At 61.1% G+C, this 18,282-nt stretch carries 16 protein-coding genes and 2 pseudogenes; 3 read left to right on the plus strand and 15 right to left on the minus strand.

Going from position 1 to position 18,282, the window contains the following annotated elements:
* The first annotated feature begins 21 nt into the window (after nt 1-21).
* From EEB11_RS14875 to EEB11_RS14885, 3 genes are all read left to right on the plus strand, one after another.
* On the plus strand, nt 22-612 hold the full coding sequence (locus EEB11_RS14875) for a rhodanese-like domain-containing protein (protein ID WP_135432634.1): 591 nt from the start codon (nt 22-24) through the stop codon (nt 610-612).
* A 61-nt stretch (nt 613-673) separates the two neighbouring features.
* Entirely contained in the window at nt 674-1,783 is a 1,110-nt protein-coding gene (locus EEB11_RS14880; protein ID WP_135432636.1) for a flavin monoamine oxidase family protein, read from the plus strand.
* Between the two features lie 304 nt (nt 1,784-2,087).
* Nucleotides 2,088-3,086 (plus strand): 2-hydroxyacid dehydrogenase, encoded by a 999-nt coding sequence (locus EEB11_RS14885; RefSeq protein WP_135432638.1) that lies wholly within the window; start codon nt 2,088-2,090, stop codon nt 3,084-3,086.
* A 145-nt stretch (nt 3,087-3,231) separates the two neighbouring features.
* Here EEB11_RS14885 and EEB11_RS14890 read toward each other — a convergent pair.
* The 15 genes and pseudogenes from EEB11_RS14890 to EEB11_RS14960 form a co-directional block, all read right to left on the minus strand.
* Nucleotides 3,232-3,432: pseudogene (locus EEB11_RS14890) on the minus strand (integrase core domain-containing protein); the annotation flags it as partial.
* 127 nt (nt 3,433-3,559) lie between these two features.
* Nucleotides 3,560-4,588: pseudogene (locus EEB11_RS14895) on the minus strand (IS110 family RNA-guided transposase).
* Between the two features lie 138 nt (nt 4,589-4,726).
* A complete protein-coding gene (locus tag EEB11_RS14900) occupies nt 4,727-6,151 on the minus strand; it encodes a mechanosensitive ion channel family protein (RefSeq protein ID WP_135432640.1) in 1,425 nt (474 codons plus the stop codon).
* Between the two features lie 262 nt (nt 6,152-6,413).
* Nucleotides 6,414-6,533, minus strand: a complete 120-nt coding sequence (locus EEB11_RS20350) for a hypothetical protein (protein ID WP_167852759.1) — start codon at nt 6,531-6,533, stop codon at nt 6,414-6,416.
* Between the two features lie 42 nt (nt 6,534-6,575).
* Entirely contained in the window at nt 6,576-7,007 is a 432-nt protein-coding gene (locus EEB11_RS20355; RefSeq protein WP_135432705.1) for a DUF4114 domain-containing protein, read from the minus strand.
* Nucleotides 7,008-7,355: a hypothetical protein gene (locus EEB11_RS14915; RefSeq protein WP_135432642.1), complete on the minus strand. Its 348-nt coding sequence runs from the start codon at nt 7,353-7,355 to the stop codon at nt 7,008-7,010.
* 103 nt (nt 7,356-7,458) lie between these two features.
* Complete coding sequence (locus EEB11_RS14920; protein ID WP_135432644.1) at nt 7,459-7,872, minus strand: phosphomannose isomerase type II C-terminal cupin domain; 414 nt, start codon at nt 7,870-7,872, stop codon at nt 7,459-7,461.
* A 28-nt stretch (nt 7,873-7,900) separates the two neighbouring features.
* The gene (locus EEB11_RS14925; RefSeq protein ID WP_135432646.1) at nt 7,901-9,289 is read right to left on the minus strand and encodes a nucleotide sugar dehydrogenase; all 1,389 of its coding nucleotides are present in this window, start codon (nt 9,287-9,289) and stop codon (nt 7,901-7,903) included.
* Between the two features lie 167 nt (nt 9,290-9,456).
* Nucleotides 9,457-9,933, minus strand: coding sequence for an NUDIX hydrolase (locus EEB11_RS14930; protein ID WP_135432648.1), 477 nt, complete (start codon nt 9,931-9,933; stop codon nt 9,457-9,459).
* Between the two features lie 317 nt (nt 9,934-10,250).
* Entirely contained in the window at nt 10,251-10,544 is a 294-nt protein-coding gene (locus EEB11_RS14935) for a hypothetical protein (protein ID WP_135432650.1), read from the minus strand.
* Nucleotides 10,545-10,581: 37 nt separating this feature from the next.
* Complete coding sequence (locus EEB11_RS14940) at nt 10,582-11,196, minus strand: response regulator transcription factor (RefSeq protein WP_135432652.1); 615 nt, start codon at nt 11,194-11,196, stop codon at nt 10,582-10,584.
* Nucleotides 11,197-11,200: 4 nt separating this feature from the next.
* The gene (locus EEB11_RS14945; RefSeq protein ID WP_135432654.1) at nt 11,201-15,160 is read right to left on the minus strand and encodes a PAS domain S-box protein; all 3,960 of its coding nucleotides are present in this window, start codon (nt 15,158-15,160) and stop codon (nt 11,201-11,203) included.
* Nucleotides 15,157-15,708, minus strand: coding sequence for a heme NO-binding domain-containing protein (locus EEB11_RS14950; RefSeq protein ID WP_135432656.1), 552 nt, complete (start codon nt 15,706-15,708; stop codon nt 15,157-15,159). The genes EEB11_RS14945 and EEB11_RS14950 overlap by 4 nt, the downstream gene beginning before the upstream one ends.
* Complete coding sequence (locus tag EEB11_RS14955; protein ID WP_135432658.1) at nt 15,705-16,895, minus strand: FIST signal transduction protein; 1,191 nt, start codon at nt 16,893-16,895, stop codon at nt 15,705-15,707. Before EEB11_RS14955 ends, EEB11_RS14950 begins: the two co-directional genes overlap by 4 nt.
* A 121-nt stretch (nt 16,896-17,016) precedes the next feature.
* Complete coding sequence (locus EEB11_RS14960; RefSeq protein ID WP_135432659.1) at nt 17,017-18,165, minus strand: mannose-1-phosphate guanylyltransferase; 1,149 nt, start codon at nt 18,163-18,165, stop codon at nt 17,017-17,019.
* Nucleotides 18,166-18,282 lie beyond the last annotated feature (117 nt).

An 18,282-nucleotide genomic window follows, 5' to 3' on the forward strand; every position in this document is an offset into this window, starting at 1 on the left:
CCGAATTGAGAGGACAGCGCCATGAAGACACTTGCTTTTGCAATCGTTCTTGCTTTTCTGGCGCACACGGCAATGGCGCAGACCGAGGTGGGTATCACCAAAGATCTGTCCTCAGTCACCTTGCAGACCGAGAACGGTCCCGTGACCATCGACAGGATTAAGAACACAAAGAATGAAATCACCGGTGAATGGGCGTTGACCTCCCGGCCTTGTCCAGATTTCTGCATCCAACCCCACACCGCTGCGGAAGATGTGACGACGATCGGAGAACTGGAACTGATCGAAATGCTACAGTCTCCGGATGCCGTGGTCGTGGACAGTCGCACTCGCGACTGGTTCGAGGGCGGAACGATCCCCGGCGCAATCAACATCCCCTACACCTACGTCGTGGACGAGTTGGGCCAACTGGGGTGTGAGCCGGATTTCGACGGCTGGGACTGCAAAACGGCAAAACCAGTAGCCTTGTTCTGCAACGGCGTCTGGTGCGGTCAGTCTCCGACGGCGATCCGCAACATGATCAAGGCCGGATACCCCGCGGACCGGATTTTCTATTACAGAGGTGGCATGCAGGTCTGGCGTCTTGTCGGACTGACTGTCACTGGGGAAGAATGACCTTGCCCGGATCAGCTGTGCGCTCCTGCCGGACTGATCCGTAGGGAAGCCGGGAAAAGCCGTGAAGACAACTAAAGTTGCCATTCTGGGCGGTGGACTCGCGGGAATGAACACAGCGCGCCTGCTGCATCGCGCCGGAATCCCGTTCCAGTTGTTCGAGGCGAGGGATCGCCTCGGCGGGCGCATCCTGACCGTGGACGGAACCGGAGAGCCTGACACCGACGGCTTTGACCTTGGCCCGTCGTGGTTCTGGCCCGGCCTGCAGCCACAACTGGCCGCCCTCGTTTCCGAACTGGGCCTGCCGGTTTACGCGCAGTACACGGCCGGGGATATGCTGTTCGAACGCAGTCTGCGCGCACCGCCGCAGAGGGTAGGGGGTGCCGGACCGGATCAGGGCTCAATGCGGCTGGCAGGCGGCATGGGCGCACTGGTGTGGGCGCTGGCGAAGGATCTGCCCGCAGATTGCATGCGTCTGAATGCGCCGGTCACTAATCTACGGCTGGTCGCAGATGGGATCTTGCTGACCATCGTCGGCGACGGCCAGTCTGTCGACACTCTGGTGGCGCGCCATGTGATCTCGACCCTGCCGCCACGTTTGATGGCCGAGGCTATTTGCCTCGACCCAGTGATGGATGCCGCAACAGTCAGCCACTGGCGAAAAACGCCGACATGGATGGCCCAGCAAGCAAAGTTCTTCGCCGTCTACGACTGTCCTTTCTGGCGGAAGGATGGTCTGTCCGGCACGGCACAAAGCCTCGCTGGCCCCTTGGCCGAAGTGCATGACGCCACCACGGCCTCTGGCGATGCAGCGCTGTTTGGCTTTGTCGGCCTGCCCGCTGCAGCCCGCGCGGACCTTTCGCGGGACGGCTTGATTTGCGCCGCGATCCATCAACTGACACGCCTGTTCGGCCATCAGGCCTCAGCGCGCCGTGCAACCTTTCTGAAAGACTGGGCGACGGACCCGTTCACGGCGACTAAAGCCGACCGCGCTGCATCCGGGCACCCGACCGCCATCCGCGCGCCCATGGTTACCGGAGCTTGGACGAACTTGCTGACCTTTGCTGGCAGCGAAACCAGCACGACCGAGCCCGGCTACCTCGCCGGAGCAGTCGAAGCCTCGAGCAGGATGACACTGGCATATCTCAAAAGCCGATCTATTTCAACGGGTTGAGGAAGCGGGGCGGCATAGAACCGATTGGCAAGTTTCTTCTCTCACGCATCTGAACTGTTCGCCACCACGGCCTGCTTCTCGTCCCGCGCTCCCAATAGTGCAGAGTATCATGTTCGGCCCATGGCCGCCGGTCGCCCCCCGGTGATCCGGTTCTTCAAAACAGTCACTTCAGGAGGACGCAGCAATAAGGGCGCACAGCCCTAACGTTGGCCGCTCTGCACATTAGGTTAACGCTCCGCGCGAAAAAGTCTGCTAAAGCATCCCGACAGAGTATCGAGATCTCTGAAACACACAGAGGTTACCCATGCGTGTCGATGTGTTCAGTGCCAAGCCCCATGACCGGTTGTTCCTGAGCCTCGCAGCCAAGGATCATGGGCTGGAGTTGCACTTTCATGAAGTGCGCCTGAGCGCCGGCACCACCCGGTTGGCAGAAGGTGCGCAGGTGATATGTGCCTTTGTCAATGACGATCTCGGGGCCGAGGTGATTGCCGACCTTGCAGCAAAGGGTGTGCGGATGATCGCGCTGCGATCGGCGGGGTTCAACCATGTCGATCTGACCGCCGCGCGCGCGGCCGGAATTGCTGTGGCTCGTGTGCCCGCCTATTCTCCACATGCCGTAGCCGAGCATACGGTCGCCCTGATCCTTGCGTTGAACCGCAAAACACATCGCGCCTACAACCGGGTGCGCGAGGGGAATTTCGCGCTCGACGGGCTGATGGGCTTTGACATGCACGGCAAAGTCGCCGGCATCGTGGGTACGGGGCTGATCGGTACGGTTCTGGCGAGGATCCTGTGCGGCTTTGGTTGCGAGGTTCTGGCCTTCGACCCCCTGCCCAGTGCTGAATGCGAGGCTATGGGTGTGGCCTACGTCCCGATGGACGAAATTCTGCAGCGGTCGGACATTGTCACCCTTCAATGCCCGCTTACCTCTGGAACACATCATCTGATCGATGACACGGCCATCGCCGCGATGAAGCCGGGGGTCATGCTGATCAACACCTCGCGCGGCGCGGTGATCGACACGCGCGCTGTGATCCGGGCGCTGAAATCGGGGCAGATCAGCGCCCTCGGGCTCGATGTGTATGAAGAGGAGGGGGATCTGTTCTTCGAGGATCTCTCCGAAAGCTACATTCCGGATGATGTGTTTGCGCGGCTCCTGACCTTTCCCAATGTGCTGATCACCGGGCATCAGGGCTTTTTCACACTGGAGGCAATCGAGGCGATCGCGTCAACGACCATCGCCAATGTGATCGCCTTCCGGCAGGACGGGGTGCCGCTGCATCCCGTTGCCCGGCCGGATTGAGATGCCGGCCGCGCTGGCCGCCCTGCCGATCCTTGTTGTGATGCTGGCGATGGCCAATCTGAGCTGGCGCGCTTGTCCATCGTCGAATGATTTGGAACAGGTAGCCTGATTTTGGAGCGGAAGGTTTTGGCTCATCGGGTTCAGATTATGCTGCTTGACCGTGGTGGTTCAAGCGGCGGTTTTGGATGGTCTGCTGTTTGATGCGCCTCCTTTCAGCCAGGATGGTTTCACCGCGACCGAAGGAGACGTCAGCCGGGGTGAGGTTGCCGATGCTTTCGTGGTAACGGCGGTTGTTGTAGTGGTCGATGAAGGCGGCGATGGCGGCCTCAAGTTCCCCCTCGAAGTGTCCGCTCTACGGGCTCGAGGCCCAGTGAGCCGGATGCGTTTCCAGAACCGTTGTTACCGATCTTTGTCCTTACTGTCCTGAGACCTCCTCACACGCCGACGCCCCGCCGCTGGCTGTCTGACAGTCTTCAGACGGTGGCCAGTTGCGGATCTCTGTAGATTTCTTTCCTCGTCTCTACGGCCCAAAGGATGCGGGCCATCTTGTTGGCGAGTGCAATGGCGACAACCATGCGGGGCTTGCGCAACAGCATGGCATGAAGCCAGGAGCCCGGGGCTGCGCCCTTTCGGCTGGCCTAACGAATGACCGACATTGCGCCTATAATCAAAAGCCGCCGGATATCACGCTGGCCCATTTTGGAGGTGCGCCCCAAAACCTGTTTCCCTCCGCTGGCATGTTGGCGCGGCACAAGCCCCAGCCAGGCGGCAAAATCCCGGCTTTTCCGGAACACCGTCAACGCGGGGGCAAAGGCTTCGATGGCCATGGCAGTGATTGGCCCAAGGCCAGGCATCGTCATCATCCGCGATGACGCATCAGACTGTGCGGCTTCTTTCTTCAAGACTGCCTCCAGTGAGGTGATCTGAGCCGACAAGGTCGTGATCTGCGCAAGATAGAGCCGCGACATCTCGATCACCAATGGCTCGATATCATCACCAGCCTCATTGATCAGCCGCTGAATGCCCGGAAGGTTCCAAACACCTTGTGGGACAACAATTCCATGCTCCGCGAGATGAGCGCGCAATGCGTTGATCGATTGCGTCCGCTGGCGCACAAACAAATCACGGGTGCGAAACACCATCGCGCGTGCCTGCTGCCTGGGTGTCTCTGGTTCAACAAACCGCATCGTCGGACAGCTGGCAGCCTCAGCTATGGCTTCGGCGTCGGCAGCGTCATTCTTTTGCCGCTTAACGAACGGCTTCACGTATGCGGGAGGCACCAAACGGACCTCGTGGCCAAGTACGCTGATCTCACGAGCCCAGAAATGGGCCGTCGCACAGGCTTCCATTGCGACCACACATGGGGGAAGTTGCTCAAAGAAAGCCCTGATCTGACCCCGGGACAGCTTCTTGCGACACACAACGCGCCCGTCCGAAGTCGCGCCATGAACCTGAAAAACCCGCTTTGCCAGATCCAGCCCGACGATGCTAACATCTTCCATGGATACTCCCTCCTTCCAGTGATGTTACCCAACATCACCTTGGCACATTGCGATGCCGTCGGGAGGGGGTATCCACCCCATCACTTCTGGGTGAAAATCAACAAAACGGGTGGCATTTTGTTGCAACGTTGATGTCTGTTACGACTGGGCTGATGCCCCGACCTCCGGGTTGAGAAGGTTGTCTTCGGCTTCTGGAAGGTCGCACGCCTTGGCTTGACGCTTCAACTCGGCTTGTTCCGACTTGAGGTTACCCTCGCCAGTGGAAACCGTCGCTGTTTCGGCAGCTCTGATAAGAGCAAGGGGGCGGGGCACCTCACCGGCGGGTTCCTGTACCACGGGATGTTGGTGAAATGACGTTCCTTCGGGGAAGACCACTTCTTGAGCGGGAGCGGGTGTCGAGATTCCTTCATCCTGAAGCGCACGCTTCACCTGACGCATCAGAGACGAACGCACCTTGAAGAGCGAATAGGATTTTCCATCAAACCAGAACTGCACCTTGATGTTTACGGTCGATGGGCCCAGCTCGTCTACAATGGCAGCCGGCTCGGGGTCATCGAGAACGGCAGGATGTGCCCGCAGTGCTTGGACGATCAGTTCCTGCGCCAAAGCAATCGAATTGGCGTATCCAATACCCACATGGAATTCTGCCCGCCGGTTGGGGTTGGCCGAGAAGTTTGTGATGACGCTTTTGAATACGAGCGAATTCGGGATCTGGACGTGGTTGCCATCCAGGGTCATCAGTATGGTGGTGCGCATGTTCAGATTCTGTACAATTCCCTGGTACTCGCCCAGTTGGATCCAGTCTCCGGTCCGAAACGGGTTGCGAACACTCAGTAGAATACTGGCCAGCGCGTTTTCTGCGATATCGCGAAAGGCGAGACCCAGCACAATTCCGACAAGGCCAGTACCACCCAAAACCGTGACCGCGAGACGCGTGAGGCCCGCAATTTGAAGCACGAGATAGATGCCGATGAGGATCACCGGCAAGGCCAATGCGCGCGCCGCAATATCCACCAGCAAGGGCGATGACAGCCGCTGCCGCAGCGAGACCCGCGCCAACTTGGTCACCCCGCGCGACACCAGCCAGAAAACCAGCAGGATGATCAGAGACACAACCGTCAGCGGAACGAACCACTGTGCGCGGTTCACCAGCCGTTCCATTTCCCTCCATGTCGGGGTCAGATCCCAGCTGATCGCGCGTTGTACCTCGATCCGGTTTACCACGGCGACGACATCCTGCGTGCGCAACGCCAGTTGTTGCGCCCAGTCACGCCGCTCGTCTGTCTCGGTTTGCCCATCAAGAAAAACGATACCTTCGCGCACGGATACTGAGAAAGGGGAGAACCAGTTGCTTGCGGTCAGAATGCGCCTGAGGCGGTCCGCTATCTGCGTGTCGCGTGCGCCAGGTGCGACCGCGATTTCAGTGGTAGAGCCGGGGGCTACTGTTTCCTCTACTACGGGAGAAGTCTGCGCTTGCACTGGTGCTGTCGCAACAGTGAACAAGAACGTGGTTAGGATTGCAAATCGTCCGAAGAGGGACTCAAGGCGTCTTAAAAAGATCATTCCCACTCCATTTCGGGCGCGCACAATTGCAGCGAAACGCTCGCTCCCCTTGCAAATTATCGCATCGGCCAATGAAGCGATACCCGGTCAGACGATCTGGAACAGTGAATTGACCTCGGGGATTCTTTAAAAGTGTTGTAACTGCGACGACGGCACTGAGAAGCACTCAGACTGAGAACCCCAAGCTATTGGGAATGGTTCCAAAATGCGGGCCAGTGTCACCTCGGAAGGCTTGCGACCGTCCATAATCGCCTCGACAATGTTAGGTGCGAGCAGCGTGAGGCGCATGACCCGTGTCATGTAGGAGGGCGCGATTGAACCCGCCATTGATGACATCATCCCCCGAGCCGCCAAAGATCGTGTCGTTCTCGGGTGCGATAATCCTGCCATCGAGAGTGGTGCGGTTGCCATTGCCGTCCCAAACTCAGGTATTACCTTCGCCGCCTTCGCCGTAGGCCAGGTTCGGGTACAGCACGCGGGCGTTCGATTGACCGACGTCGAACCGAAAGATTATATCGTCAAAGTCTCGGTCGCCGCCGTTCCAGAGATCCTCAAAACCCAGAACGATCGTCCCGGCCTCGGCCTCGATCCGGCCAACCGTATGGCCGAAGTTGTCCGCATTCAGCGCATAGGGGTTGTCCGGGTTGGCCGCCGAATGGAAGGTATTCGCGCCATACTGAGTCTGGATTGCGGTCGCGGTGCCGTTTTGCGCGACATGAAACAGGGTCAGGTTGCCGGTGTCGTTATTACTGGCAATCTCACCCGCTGCGTTTCGCAGCTCGAAAGTGGCGTTCGGATCGGTTAGCAGAGGTGCCGTAGGACGACCGGATGCGTTGGACGCGTTCAGGAAGCCGATCTAATCGGCTGCGTTCAATTCAACCTGGACCGAAGACTGCCCCGAAAACAGCGTGCCGTCCGACCCTTGGGCCGAAGCGTTGGCAAAGACCACCTCGACCTCGCCAATCGTGCCGTCTTCGGCCACTTTGTATATGACGAGCGCGTTCTTGAATCCTGCCCCTTCGCTTGTGAACGTGACAGTGCCGGTGTAATCCTCGGTCATCGTCAGTTGCGTCATGTCCAAGAGGGCCGGGCCGCCACCGCCGTGGGCAAGATCATTGCCGCCGTGGGCGTTGATCGTGTCATCGCCCTGGCGGCCCGAGATCGCGTCGGAGGTGGCCCGCCGTTCTACGTGTCGTTTGCGCACGTCCCGAGGACGGGGGTGATTGCATTGGTCATGATGATTCCTTGATGCCAGAAGAATGGGCCTTCGGGGGGCAGTCGGGGGCATTGCCTGCCCCCCTCCGGCCTCAGGCCCGGGCTTCGCGCTTGGGCCGGTTGTAGGCGTCATCGAGGCGGACGATGTCGTCTTCGCCCAGATAATCGCCCATCTGCACCTCGATGATTTCCACCGGGGTTTTCGTCAGGTTTTCCAGCCGGTGCACGGCCCCTTTCGGGATCATCACCACGCCTCCGGGCTGCACCTTCATCACGGCGTCATCGACGGTGATTGTCGCGGTGCCTTCGATCACGACCCAGCGCTCGGCCCGGTGGTAGTGGTATTGCAGCGACAGGCGGCCCTTTGGGTTCACGCGGATGCGCTTGACCTGATGGGCAGCGCCACGGTCCAGGCTCCAGAATGCGCCCCAGGGGCGTTCTTCGTACAGGGGCGCGTCAGCAGGAACAGCAGAGACGGCGGGCGTGATGGTCGAATGGATGGACATGATGATCTCCTAAAGGGTGTGAGGGGGGTTACCAGCCGATGCCGCATAGGGTGGCGGGTTGGTCGGCGCGGGATTTGTAAAGGCGGGCGACATCGATCACCGGCTTGGTTGATGCAGCGGCCAGAGCGCGATAGGTCGGGTGGGCATGGGTGACGATCACCGCATCGGCCTGCGCCACCGCCTCGGCTGCACTGGTCGCCAGCATGCCGCGCAGGCCGGTCGCCAGTTGACCAAGCCCTTTGGACGCATGAGCGACATAGGCCAGTTGCGACTCGATCCGGGTGTCGGCGTTGATTGCCGGGTCGTGGGCGACAATCTCGATCCCCTGATCCAGTAGATCCGCCATCACTTCGAGGATCGGGCTTTCGCGCAGATCATCGGTGCCGGGCTTGAAGGCAAGGCCAAGCACGGCCACCTTGCGCGCGCCGGTTGCCTTCACCATCCGCGCCGCTTCGGCAATATGGGTGGCGTTTGAGCGGTCGAGCGAGGCGATCAACGGCAAATCAAGGCCCAGTTTGCCCGCGATATGGGTAACGGCGCGGACTTCCTTGGGCAGGCACGATCCGCCATAGGCAAAGCCGGGCTTCAGGTAATAAGGCGACAGGTTCAGCTTGGTGTCGCGGACGAAGATGTCCATCACTTCGTGACTGTCCACGCCCAAAGGCTTGCACAGACGTCCGACCTCGTTGGCGAAGGTCACCTTGGTCGCGTGCCAGACGTTGTCGACGTACTTCACCATCTCGGCTACTTCGATCGACGTGATCAGTGGGTTCGCATCCACGTCGGCATAAAGCCGCGACATGAGGTCGGCGGTGGCCGCGTCGGTGACACCGATCACGGTTTTCGGGGGCGCGTGGAAATCGGCGACCGCCACACCTTCGCGCAGGAATTCCGGGTTGAAGCACACACCGAAATCGACACCTGCCTTCAGGCCCGAAGTCGCCTCAATTTCCGGCACCATCACTCCCAGCGTCGATCCCGGCGGGATCGAGCAGCGCATGACGACCACATGGAACGATCCCTTGAGGCGCAGCCCCTCGCCGATGGACCGGGCAGCCGCCACGATGTAGCGGTGATCGCAGCCACCATCGGCTGCGGTGGGTGTGCCGACCGAAACAAAGGTCACATCAGTACCAATAACCGCCTGCACAAGATCGTCGGTGGCCGTTATCAGACCAGCCGCAACGCCCTCGCTCAGCAAGCGACCAAGGTCCGCCTCGTGGATCGGCGAGCGGCCTTCGGCGATGGCCTGCACCTTGACAGCATCGACATCGACCCCGATGACGCGGTGGCCAAGACCCGCGAGGCAAGCGGTAGAAACGGCGCCGACATAGCCCAGACCCACGACCGAAACGGCAGGGCGTGGGGCGATTTTCAGGGCCGGGTGAAAAGCGTTTTCGGCGGGTTGGTGCAGCATGGCAGGTCTCCTTTGCGTTGAAGACCTTATTGCAAAGCATTTGAATCAAATCCCGCGCGCCCCGGGATGGGCCGCAGGCACAAGGGGTTGGCCCCTTTGCCCACCGGGCCATCTTGCGTCCCGGATGTGGGGGCAGGGCACCCCATACGGATAGGTGAACTAGCCTGTCACGCCTGCGCAAATGCGGGATGGCGGCGGGCAAGGCACCAGCCTGCGACCTGATGGATCACGCCGAACGCGCCCCGGTCCAATGCCGCAGCGATGTCCCGCATGCTCAGCGCGGCAAGCGCTGCTGTTTCTGCCGCATCGTCGAGACGGCCAGGTGACGGTTCGCAGCCTGCGGCAAGAAAGTAGTGCCCATGTCCGCCGCGCTGATTGCCATTGTCAACAAAATCCCTCAGCGCAATCAGGCGCGCAGGCACAAGCCCCGCTTCCTCGGCCAATTCCCGCAAAGCCGCCACCTTGGGCGTCTCACCGGTGTCCAGAAACCCGACGGGAAAGCCAAGGCAATCGCGGCGTGGTCCGTGGCGATAGCCGGTCATGGTCAGAACGCGGCCATCAGGAAGGACTGGCACGATCACGGCAAAGTCCCGCAGTTCGGGGATGACATGGCCGGGTGCGACCTCGACCTGTTCGCGGAACACGCGAAGGTAGGGAGCAGCATCGAAGGCAAGGGTTCAGGTGAGGGTTTTCCATGGGGGCATGGGGGAAGTGTACTTTAAAACGCGCGATTTATCGAGTCACGGTCATGGGTGGTCTGTACCTCGTCACAACAATCCCAGATTCGAATTCAGCGAGGATCATGTGGATGGCGGCAATGAATTTAATGGTGCTGAAACGCGCAGTTTCCAGTTCATGGATGTACCGCCATTGAACAAACGCATGCCTTGCACTGTCGAGAAGATCTTCAAATCTACACTGCATCATCAGCCCAGCTGGATTGGGATACGCACACTCCCGTTCATACCCCGCCCGCGATCAACCGCCGTTGCGTGGCTGTCGATGTCTTGCGGAACAGGGCCAGCAAATCATGCGACTTTGGAACGGACTTCATGGTCTGATCCCTTGTGATCCAAGCTTTCATTGCCAGTTCCATCGACAGCACCAAAAGCATCGGGGCAATACCCATCTTCCCCTTCATAAGGCTGTCGCCGCAAAATTCATCTAATCGCAAAGTGGTATCGAAGCCCACCGTACGGTCGACATGCAGAAGGATAGCTTTTGATTCCGCGGCGATCTCGATGGCCTTTGACAAGGGGCTCTTCGCTATCGATATTTCCGGAATTCCGCCCTCAGAATAACCCCGCCTCCTTAGCGGTCATGGCGGCCTGCGTGCGGTTGTGGGCGCCGATCTTGCGGTAGAGGGTCTTCATGTGCAGCTTGACCGTCGGTTCCTGAATGCCAAGGTCGCGGGCGATTTCCTTGTTGGCCTTGCCCTCGCACAGGCCCTGAAGCACCTGCAATTCGCGGGGTGAGAGTTTTTCGGCCAGCGCGTTGACGGGCGTTACCTCTGGCGCTGCGGTCATGAAGTCGATGGGGGCGTATTGTTCTCCCATCGCCATGAAGCGTACGGCGTTGACCAACGATTTTGCGGGCAATGTCTTGGGCAGAAAGCCTGCCGCCCCCATGTCCAACGCCTGCTCGGCGACTTCGCGTGGGGCTGTCCCCGACATCAGGGCTACGCGGGCACCCTTGCCGTCGGTCAGCGCGATCTTCAGGCCGTCAAGCCCGTTCATGCCCGGCATGCCGTAATCCAGCAGGATCAGATCGAACGGTTCGGCAGCGGCCACTGCCGTCATCGCCGAAGGGAGGTCACGCACAGGGGTAACGTCGATCTTTTCCTGCCGGAACCACAATTCGAGCGTGTCACGTAAAAGATCATGGTCGTCGGCAATCAATACGCGCATGGCACTACACCTTGTATTTTGAACGCAGTATGGCCGTTTCCGCCGCCATAACAAGCGCCGTGCGATCCACGGGTTTTGCCAGAACGGCATCGAACTGCGCACCGGCACGGCCAGCAACCCCTGCAAGGGCAGTCACAAGGATCACGGGCACATGGGGGGCAAGGGCGCGAACTCTGTCAGCAAGCGCGGCCCCGTTCATGCCCGGCATATCGAAATCGGTGATGACCAGGTCCCAAGCGGCGGGATCGCCTTCTATTGCCGCAAGGATGTCGCCTGGTTCGGTCGAGGGCGCGACCTCGGCACCTGCTGCTTCCAACAAGGCTGTCAGCACGTCCAGCAGGTCTTTCTGGTCGTCCACCACAAGGATCGTCCGCCCATCAAGTCTGCCGGTCAATCCTTCGACAGGCGCGCAGGCGGTCGCAGGCGCATCCTGACTAATCGGCCAAAGAACGACAAATCGTGTGCCATTGCCCGGCTTGGTTTCCAGACGAACCGCGCCACCATTCGTCGTGACCACCGACGAGACGATGGCAAGTCCCAGCCCGGTGCCCTTGTCGCCTTTGGTCGAGACATAGGGCTGGAACACACGGGCCGCGAGGTCGGGTTCCATTCCCGGGCCGGTATCTTCGATGCTGAGGCAGACATGGGGCCGCCCGGCATCAATCATCCCCACCGCAAACGGACCGACAAGATCAGGTGCCATGGCATTGTTCAGCGTGACCGCGATTTCGCCAGACCGGGTTCCCATGGCATCGCGGGCGTTGATCACAAGGTTCAGAACGACTTGCAGGATGTCTGTCGGGTCAACCGTGATTTCGATCGGCTCGGGCGGCAGTGACAGCGTCAGGCGGTGAGGCGCCTTCAGGCTGGCGCGTGCAAGATCGGCCGCCTCGCGAACGGGCTGGCGCAGGTCAAGCGCCTTGCGGTCGGCAGGGCGGGCACCCATCGCCAGCAGGCGTTTGACCAGACCGGCGGCCTGATTGGTAGCGGCCTCGATCCGGCCAGCACCTGCGGCCGCCAGACTGCCGGGTTCGGCGGCGGCCTCGATCAGCGACGCGCTGCCCGCAATGGTGGCAAGCAAGTTGTTGAAATCATGTGCGAGGCCCGCTGCCATCTGGCCCACGGCCTCGCGTCGCTGGGCAAGGTGCAGTTCATCGCGCAGCCGTTCGCGTTCGGAGTTTTCCCTGCGACGAGCACTGACGTCGCGGGAGATGCACAAAATGCCGCCGTCCTCTTTAAGGGTCAGCGACACATCCTGATCAACCGGCTGTCCATCTCTGGTCCGGCCCAGAATCTCGCCCGTCCATCGCCCTTCGGCAAACAGGCGCGGCATGGCGTTGGCCTGCATCCATGCCGCCTCGTCCGGCCCGTAGACCACCGACCACGGCTTGCCGATTACCTCTGCCTCGGTCGCGAACCCGAACATCGCCAGATGCGCGCGATTCATGTAAAGGTAGGTCCCTTGCGCGTCAGTGATGGCGATGCCGTCCTGACTGGCCTCCATCGCCGCCGAGCGGTCGCCCAGCGCGCGTTGTTCGGCCAGTTTCAGCGCTGTTATATCGACGCGCAGACCCACACGGCCGCCATCGGGTGTGGCCTTTTCGAAAAAGCGCAGCCAAGTACCATTGCTTAACTGCTGCTCGAATTCGCTATAGGGCGCGCGGTGGCGTTCGATGCGGTCGGAAAGCCAGGCCTCTTCTTGCCCAAGGGCATCAGAATATTCGCCGCCGGCCAAACCCGCACGCAGAATGTCCTCATAGGTTGCGCCGGGTGTGATGGCTGCGGCAGAGCGCGGATAAATCTCGCGATAGCGGTCGTTGCAGATGACCAGCCGGTCATCCGCGTCAAACAGGACAAAGCCGTCCTGCAAGGCACTCACGGCGGCTTCCAGCGTCGCGCGGGCAAGGGCTGCGGCGTTTGCCGACCGCTGCAAGGCTTCGGCCTGTATCCGCCGCTCGGTCACGTCGGTTTCCACCGCCATGAAACCCCGCAACTGGCCGGAAATGTCGTGCAGGGGCTGAACATCCAGCGCCACCCAGTACTGCTGCCCTGCGCGTGTCTGGTTCAGGATCTCGGTCTGTACGGCTTGTCCCTTGTCCAAAGCGGCGCGCAGGCGTGCAACGGTTTCGGGATCGGTCTGATCGCACTGCAGGAAGCTTCCTGCGTTCCGCCCCTCTATCTCATCCAGCCGCCATCCCGTGGTCCGCTCAAAGGCTTCATTCACCCATTCGATGCGCCGCGCGGCGTCAGTCACCACAACAAGGTTTGTGGTGCGTCGGGCAATCTCCGAAAGGCGCTCGATCTCGGCGGTTTGTTCGCGCGCAAGGGTGACGTCACGCAGAACGAAAAGGTAGCCTTGGTCCCCCATGGCCGCAGCGGACAGTTGCCACCAGCGTTCCAATTCCGCTGTCAGCGCGAAGGGGAAGCTGCGCGCCTCCGGCCTGCGACCTGCATCAATCTCGGAAATAACCTTTCGCGCCTCTGCGGCGAGGTCAGGCGGCAAAACTTCTTCGAGTGAGCACCCAGCAAAGGTTTCGCCAAGTGCGTCGGGCACAATGATGGCACCGGAATGCCAAGTGACAAACCGACCTGCGCAATCAAGTTCAACGACCAGATCGGGCATGGCCGAAAGCACTGACGACAGTTGCGCGCGCTGGGCGGCCGTTTCGGCATGGGCCGCGACCAGTGCCGCCTCGGCAGCGCGCCGTCCCAGAACCGATGCGATAACCTTGGCGACCGAACGGACAAGATGCACCTCTCCGGGCAGGAAGCTGCGCTTGGCGCGCACGGCATCATAACCGACAAAGCCGCGGAAGATGCCATCCTGCATCATGGGAACCGCCAGAAGCGAACGGATACCCTGCTCCAGCAGGATGGCTTTCTCGGGTGCCGTGTCGGGCAGCGCGAGCACATCGGGAATAAGCACCTCGCGGCCTGCATCGAACTCCGCGCGCCAGTGGTCGATCATCTCTGCGGGGATGTCCTGCAGCATCTCCCGTGCGGGCTCGATGCCCGGGGCGCACCATTCGTGGGTGTTGTCGATGAGCGCCTTTGCGGTGCGCAGGCGAAAGACATAAACTCGGTCGGTCCGGGTCAGCGTGCCCATCCTCGCCAGTGCTGCATCGATCGCAGTATCGGCGTCGGCCAAGGGTGCCCCAAGCAGGTTGTCAAGGATGCCGACAACCTCGCCCTGCATGTCGGTCAGTCGGGAAAACGCGCGGTGCACGGCCTCCAGCGGGGCATCAAGAACGCCGGTCTGGGCTTCGTCGACATTGCCCCCCTCGATCAACGAAACCAGAAGCGCATTGCGTCGCGCCTCACGCAAAGCGATCAGGCTTTGGACAGCAAAAGTTGCGACACGTTCGAGGAGACGAAGGTCAGCCGCCGAAAAGCGCCCAGCCTTCTGACACCCCAGCAGCAGCGCACTTGTGCCTTCGCCGGGCATCAGGAACGGCGCAAGAATGACAGAGGCATATTTGCCCGTCTGCCCAGGCAACGCCTTACCGTCTGCTAGAGATGCAAAGCCCGAAAGACGGCGCGGGCGGGCCAGCAGGCTTGCCTTAACCGGCAGCAAAAGATCAGCGTGTTCGGTCTTCGCCGCCGCAGCGATCCGGACCTCGCTGCCCGCGGCCTGGACAAAACAGGCGTCAAAGATCGCAAACTCGCGCTGCAGAACGTCCAGCAACGCCTGCATCGCCTCGGTTGCACCCGACTTGCCTGACAGTGCGGCCAGTGCCTCGGACAGAATGGATCGTTCGCGCAGGGCCGCAGCCTCGCGGACGCGCACGGCCTCGGTTTCAGACAACGCAGCGCGGACCGCTTCGGTTTCAAGGATCAGACGCTGGTTTGCTTCATAAAGTTCGCGGCTTTTGGTTTCCAGAAGGGCTTCGGCTTCGGTTCTGGCCAGCTTTTCTCGCTCATATCGCGCCCGGGCAACAGGCTTTTCGCCTTGCCCTTCCATCATGTCTTGGCGCCGATGCGGATGTTGAAATCGGCTTCGTTTCTTCCCCCGGTCACGCGGTCATTGCGTTCAATCACGGCGGTTTCGCCGAAATGGGTCACACATCCCTCGATCAGCCCGTGGCAGAAATCGGCCAGCGGGCGCGGAGAGCGATAGGTCATCTGCATCGTTTCGTCGTCCGCACGCACAACATCAAAGTGCGGCAGGTCGGCGTCGGGATAAAGCTTGCGGACCTCGACGTGTATTTCATTCTCGATCGCGGCCAGCATATCGAGGCTGCCACTCCGCCCGACAAAGAAATCCGGGTAATGCTTTACAAAGCTGTTCATCATCCAATGGCCAAACAGGCGCTGCAATGCAGGTCCGGGTATGCCGCTGTGCTGAGAAAAGCCGCAAACAAGGGTCATCAACTCGTCGCAGGGGTAATTGCCGACGGCAGTGTAGGCCCCGCCCGATGGGAGGTTGGCGCGATCAATGACCATATCGATGACGTCTTCGCCAAAGGCGTCCTCGGCCATGGCCACCAATTCGACAAAGACGAGGCCCTTCATGACCCAAGCCCGAATACAGTGCACGAAATCATGAGGTTTCCATGTTTTGCGACGCCTCCCGCAGGAATGCCTTGTTCTCCGAACGTGAATACCCCAAGCCACGGCGCATCGCCAAGTGCAGTGTTTATTCCTTGCTGTACCTCATCCATGCGATCACGCACTGCCAGCATGCAGCCCCCGCAATAGACGACCAACGCACCGGCAATGCCACCGGCGGCATCATCACGCGCCTGCCGTGCCACCCGTCCTGCCCGCGCGACCAGGCTGTCAGCAGACCCCTGCATTTGCCAAAGTCGATCCCCCAGCGCCACATCGGCGAAAAGATCGAGCGAGCCGTCGGGATTGGCTACGGCGGGATGTGCAAGCAGATGAAAGGGCACGCCAGCGATTTGCCGCTCTACCCGGCCAAGTGGCCACAGCGTTGCGGCGGCAAGGATCGACAGGGGCGCTTTGCCCGCTACCGGCACCGCATTGCCGGTCCAGCCGTGATAGACCGATGCTGCGGGTTCGCCGTCGATCTCGAACAGGCGGCGTCCGTCAACTCGCGTCACGACGCCGCTGTCGCCTGTCGGAGCATAGCCGCTTTGATAGGCCGACGCGATCCTCGTTGACGGAAAGAGGACGGACACAACGACCCCGTCGCTGTGGCACTGAATTGGCCCGAACTGCGCCCAGTTTCCGCTGACATCATTGTCAGCCGAACTGCCGCCGACGATTGGGGTCTCGTTGCCGATCACCGCGCGAATGCCATCGAGGACCTGTTCCTCGCGTCCGGGCGCGACTGTCAGCCAGATCAGATCAGGGATCTCTCCCTGGCGTCCGGCGCTGGCAAGGGCGGCCTGTGTTGCCCGCTGCGCCGCATCGCCCGCGTCAGTGCCAAGGTCGCAGGACCCGGTGCCGTAACTGCCCGCCGCATCCCAGATTGCCAAGGCCCCCAGCCCTGCGCCGCTGGCGATGTTCACGCCGTCTTGCGTCATGATGCCAAGACAGGAAGACCCGCCATGCAGGGCCACAGTTCCAAAACGCGCAACCGCCGCGGCGTGAAGTCCCGCGGGAGCCGTGCCGACACCGAAATGAAGCGCCACGAAGTCGGGCATTCCACGGGCGACGATTGCCAGTGATCCGGCCAGATCGTTAACCGCGCTGACAAGGTCGCTGGCGCGGGATTGTGCTGTTGCAATGAGCATTGATGCCTCCACATGGTTGAGACTAGCACAATGAAAAGACTGGCCACAGCGCGCAGCCGGAGTGTCCCCCTACCCGATTGGATAGGGGGAGCGGAAACTGCATCCGGGCCGTCCTTGCCGATCACTCGGCAGCGAAAAGATAGGGTCCGCGGTAAGCATCTTGTGCGGTTGCTATCGGGGCGAACCCTTCGGCCTGCACTGCGCTGCGGGCTTTCAGCCTCGCAACCGCCTCTTTCACCTCCTGCACCCGGCTTTTGTGCGCGACAAGGATCGCGTCGCCCATTGCTACCACGATCATGTCGGTCAATCCGATGCCGACCAGTTCCACGCCCGGGGTGTCGGACCTGAGCAGACTGTCCTCGCAGCCGATGGCGGTCACGTCCCCAGTCGTGATCATGCCATCCGCCTCTGTCGCGGTTTCGCGCCAGATTGCGTCCCAATCGCCCAGGTCCGACCAGCCAGCGGCGAAGGGGACGACACAAAGGTTCGTCGCCCGCTCCATCACCGCGAAGTCGACCGAGATGTCTTCGGCCCGGTTCCATGCCTCTGCCGCGAGATGCACGATATTCTGATCTTTCATTGCATCAAGAACCGCAGCCTGCACCGGGAGCAGCAGGTGGCCCGCATGGGCGCGGAACGCATCAACAAGCGTCCTTGCGGTGGCCAGAAAGATGCCCGCGTTCCACAGATAGGTTCCGGCAGCCAGCATTGCGTGAGCCTGCGCTGCCTTGGGCTTTTCGACAAAGCGCTTCAGGGCAAGCGGACGTGGCCGGAAATCGCCGGGAGCCTCGCCCAGTTCAAGCCAGCCATAGCCGGTTTCCGCGCGTGTCGGGTGAATCCCGAAGGTCACGATCCTGCCCTCAAGTGCTGCCGCCGTTCCCGCAGAAACTGCGGCGCGAAAGGCGTCGGCATCCGGGATGGCGTGATCGGACGGGGCGACCAGCATCAATGCCTGCGGATCCTTTTCGAGCAGATGCAGGGCGGCGGCCAGGATGGCGGGGGCGGTGTTCCGCGCCGAAGGCTCTACCATCAGGCAGGCAGGGGCCACACCCACAGACCGCGCCTGATCCCGCGCCATCTCCAGATAGGCATCGGCGGTCACGACGACCGGGGCAGCCCAGCCGAACCCCGACAGCCGCGTCAGGGCTGACTGGTACAGCGTTTCATCGCCAAGAAGGCGGCTGAATTGCTTTGGCATCGACTTGCGGGACATCGGCCACAGGCGGGTGCCGGAGCCGCCGCAGAGCAGAACGGGATTAATCGGGGTCATGGCGATGGTCCTTCCAGGCGGGTCAACTGTTGCCAGCCTTTTGCCATGCTGTGGTGCCTGTCGGCTACAACGCGGCGGGATGCCGGAACCGGACCTTTGCGCAAGAGGTCAATCCGA

It is taken from the genome of Pseudotabrizicola sediminis, assembly GCF_004745575.1.
GTDB classification, from domain to species: Bacteria; Pseudomonadota; Alphaproteobacteria; order Rhodobacterales; family Rhodobacteraceae; genus Pseudotabrizicola; species Pseudotabrizicola sediminis.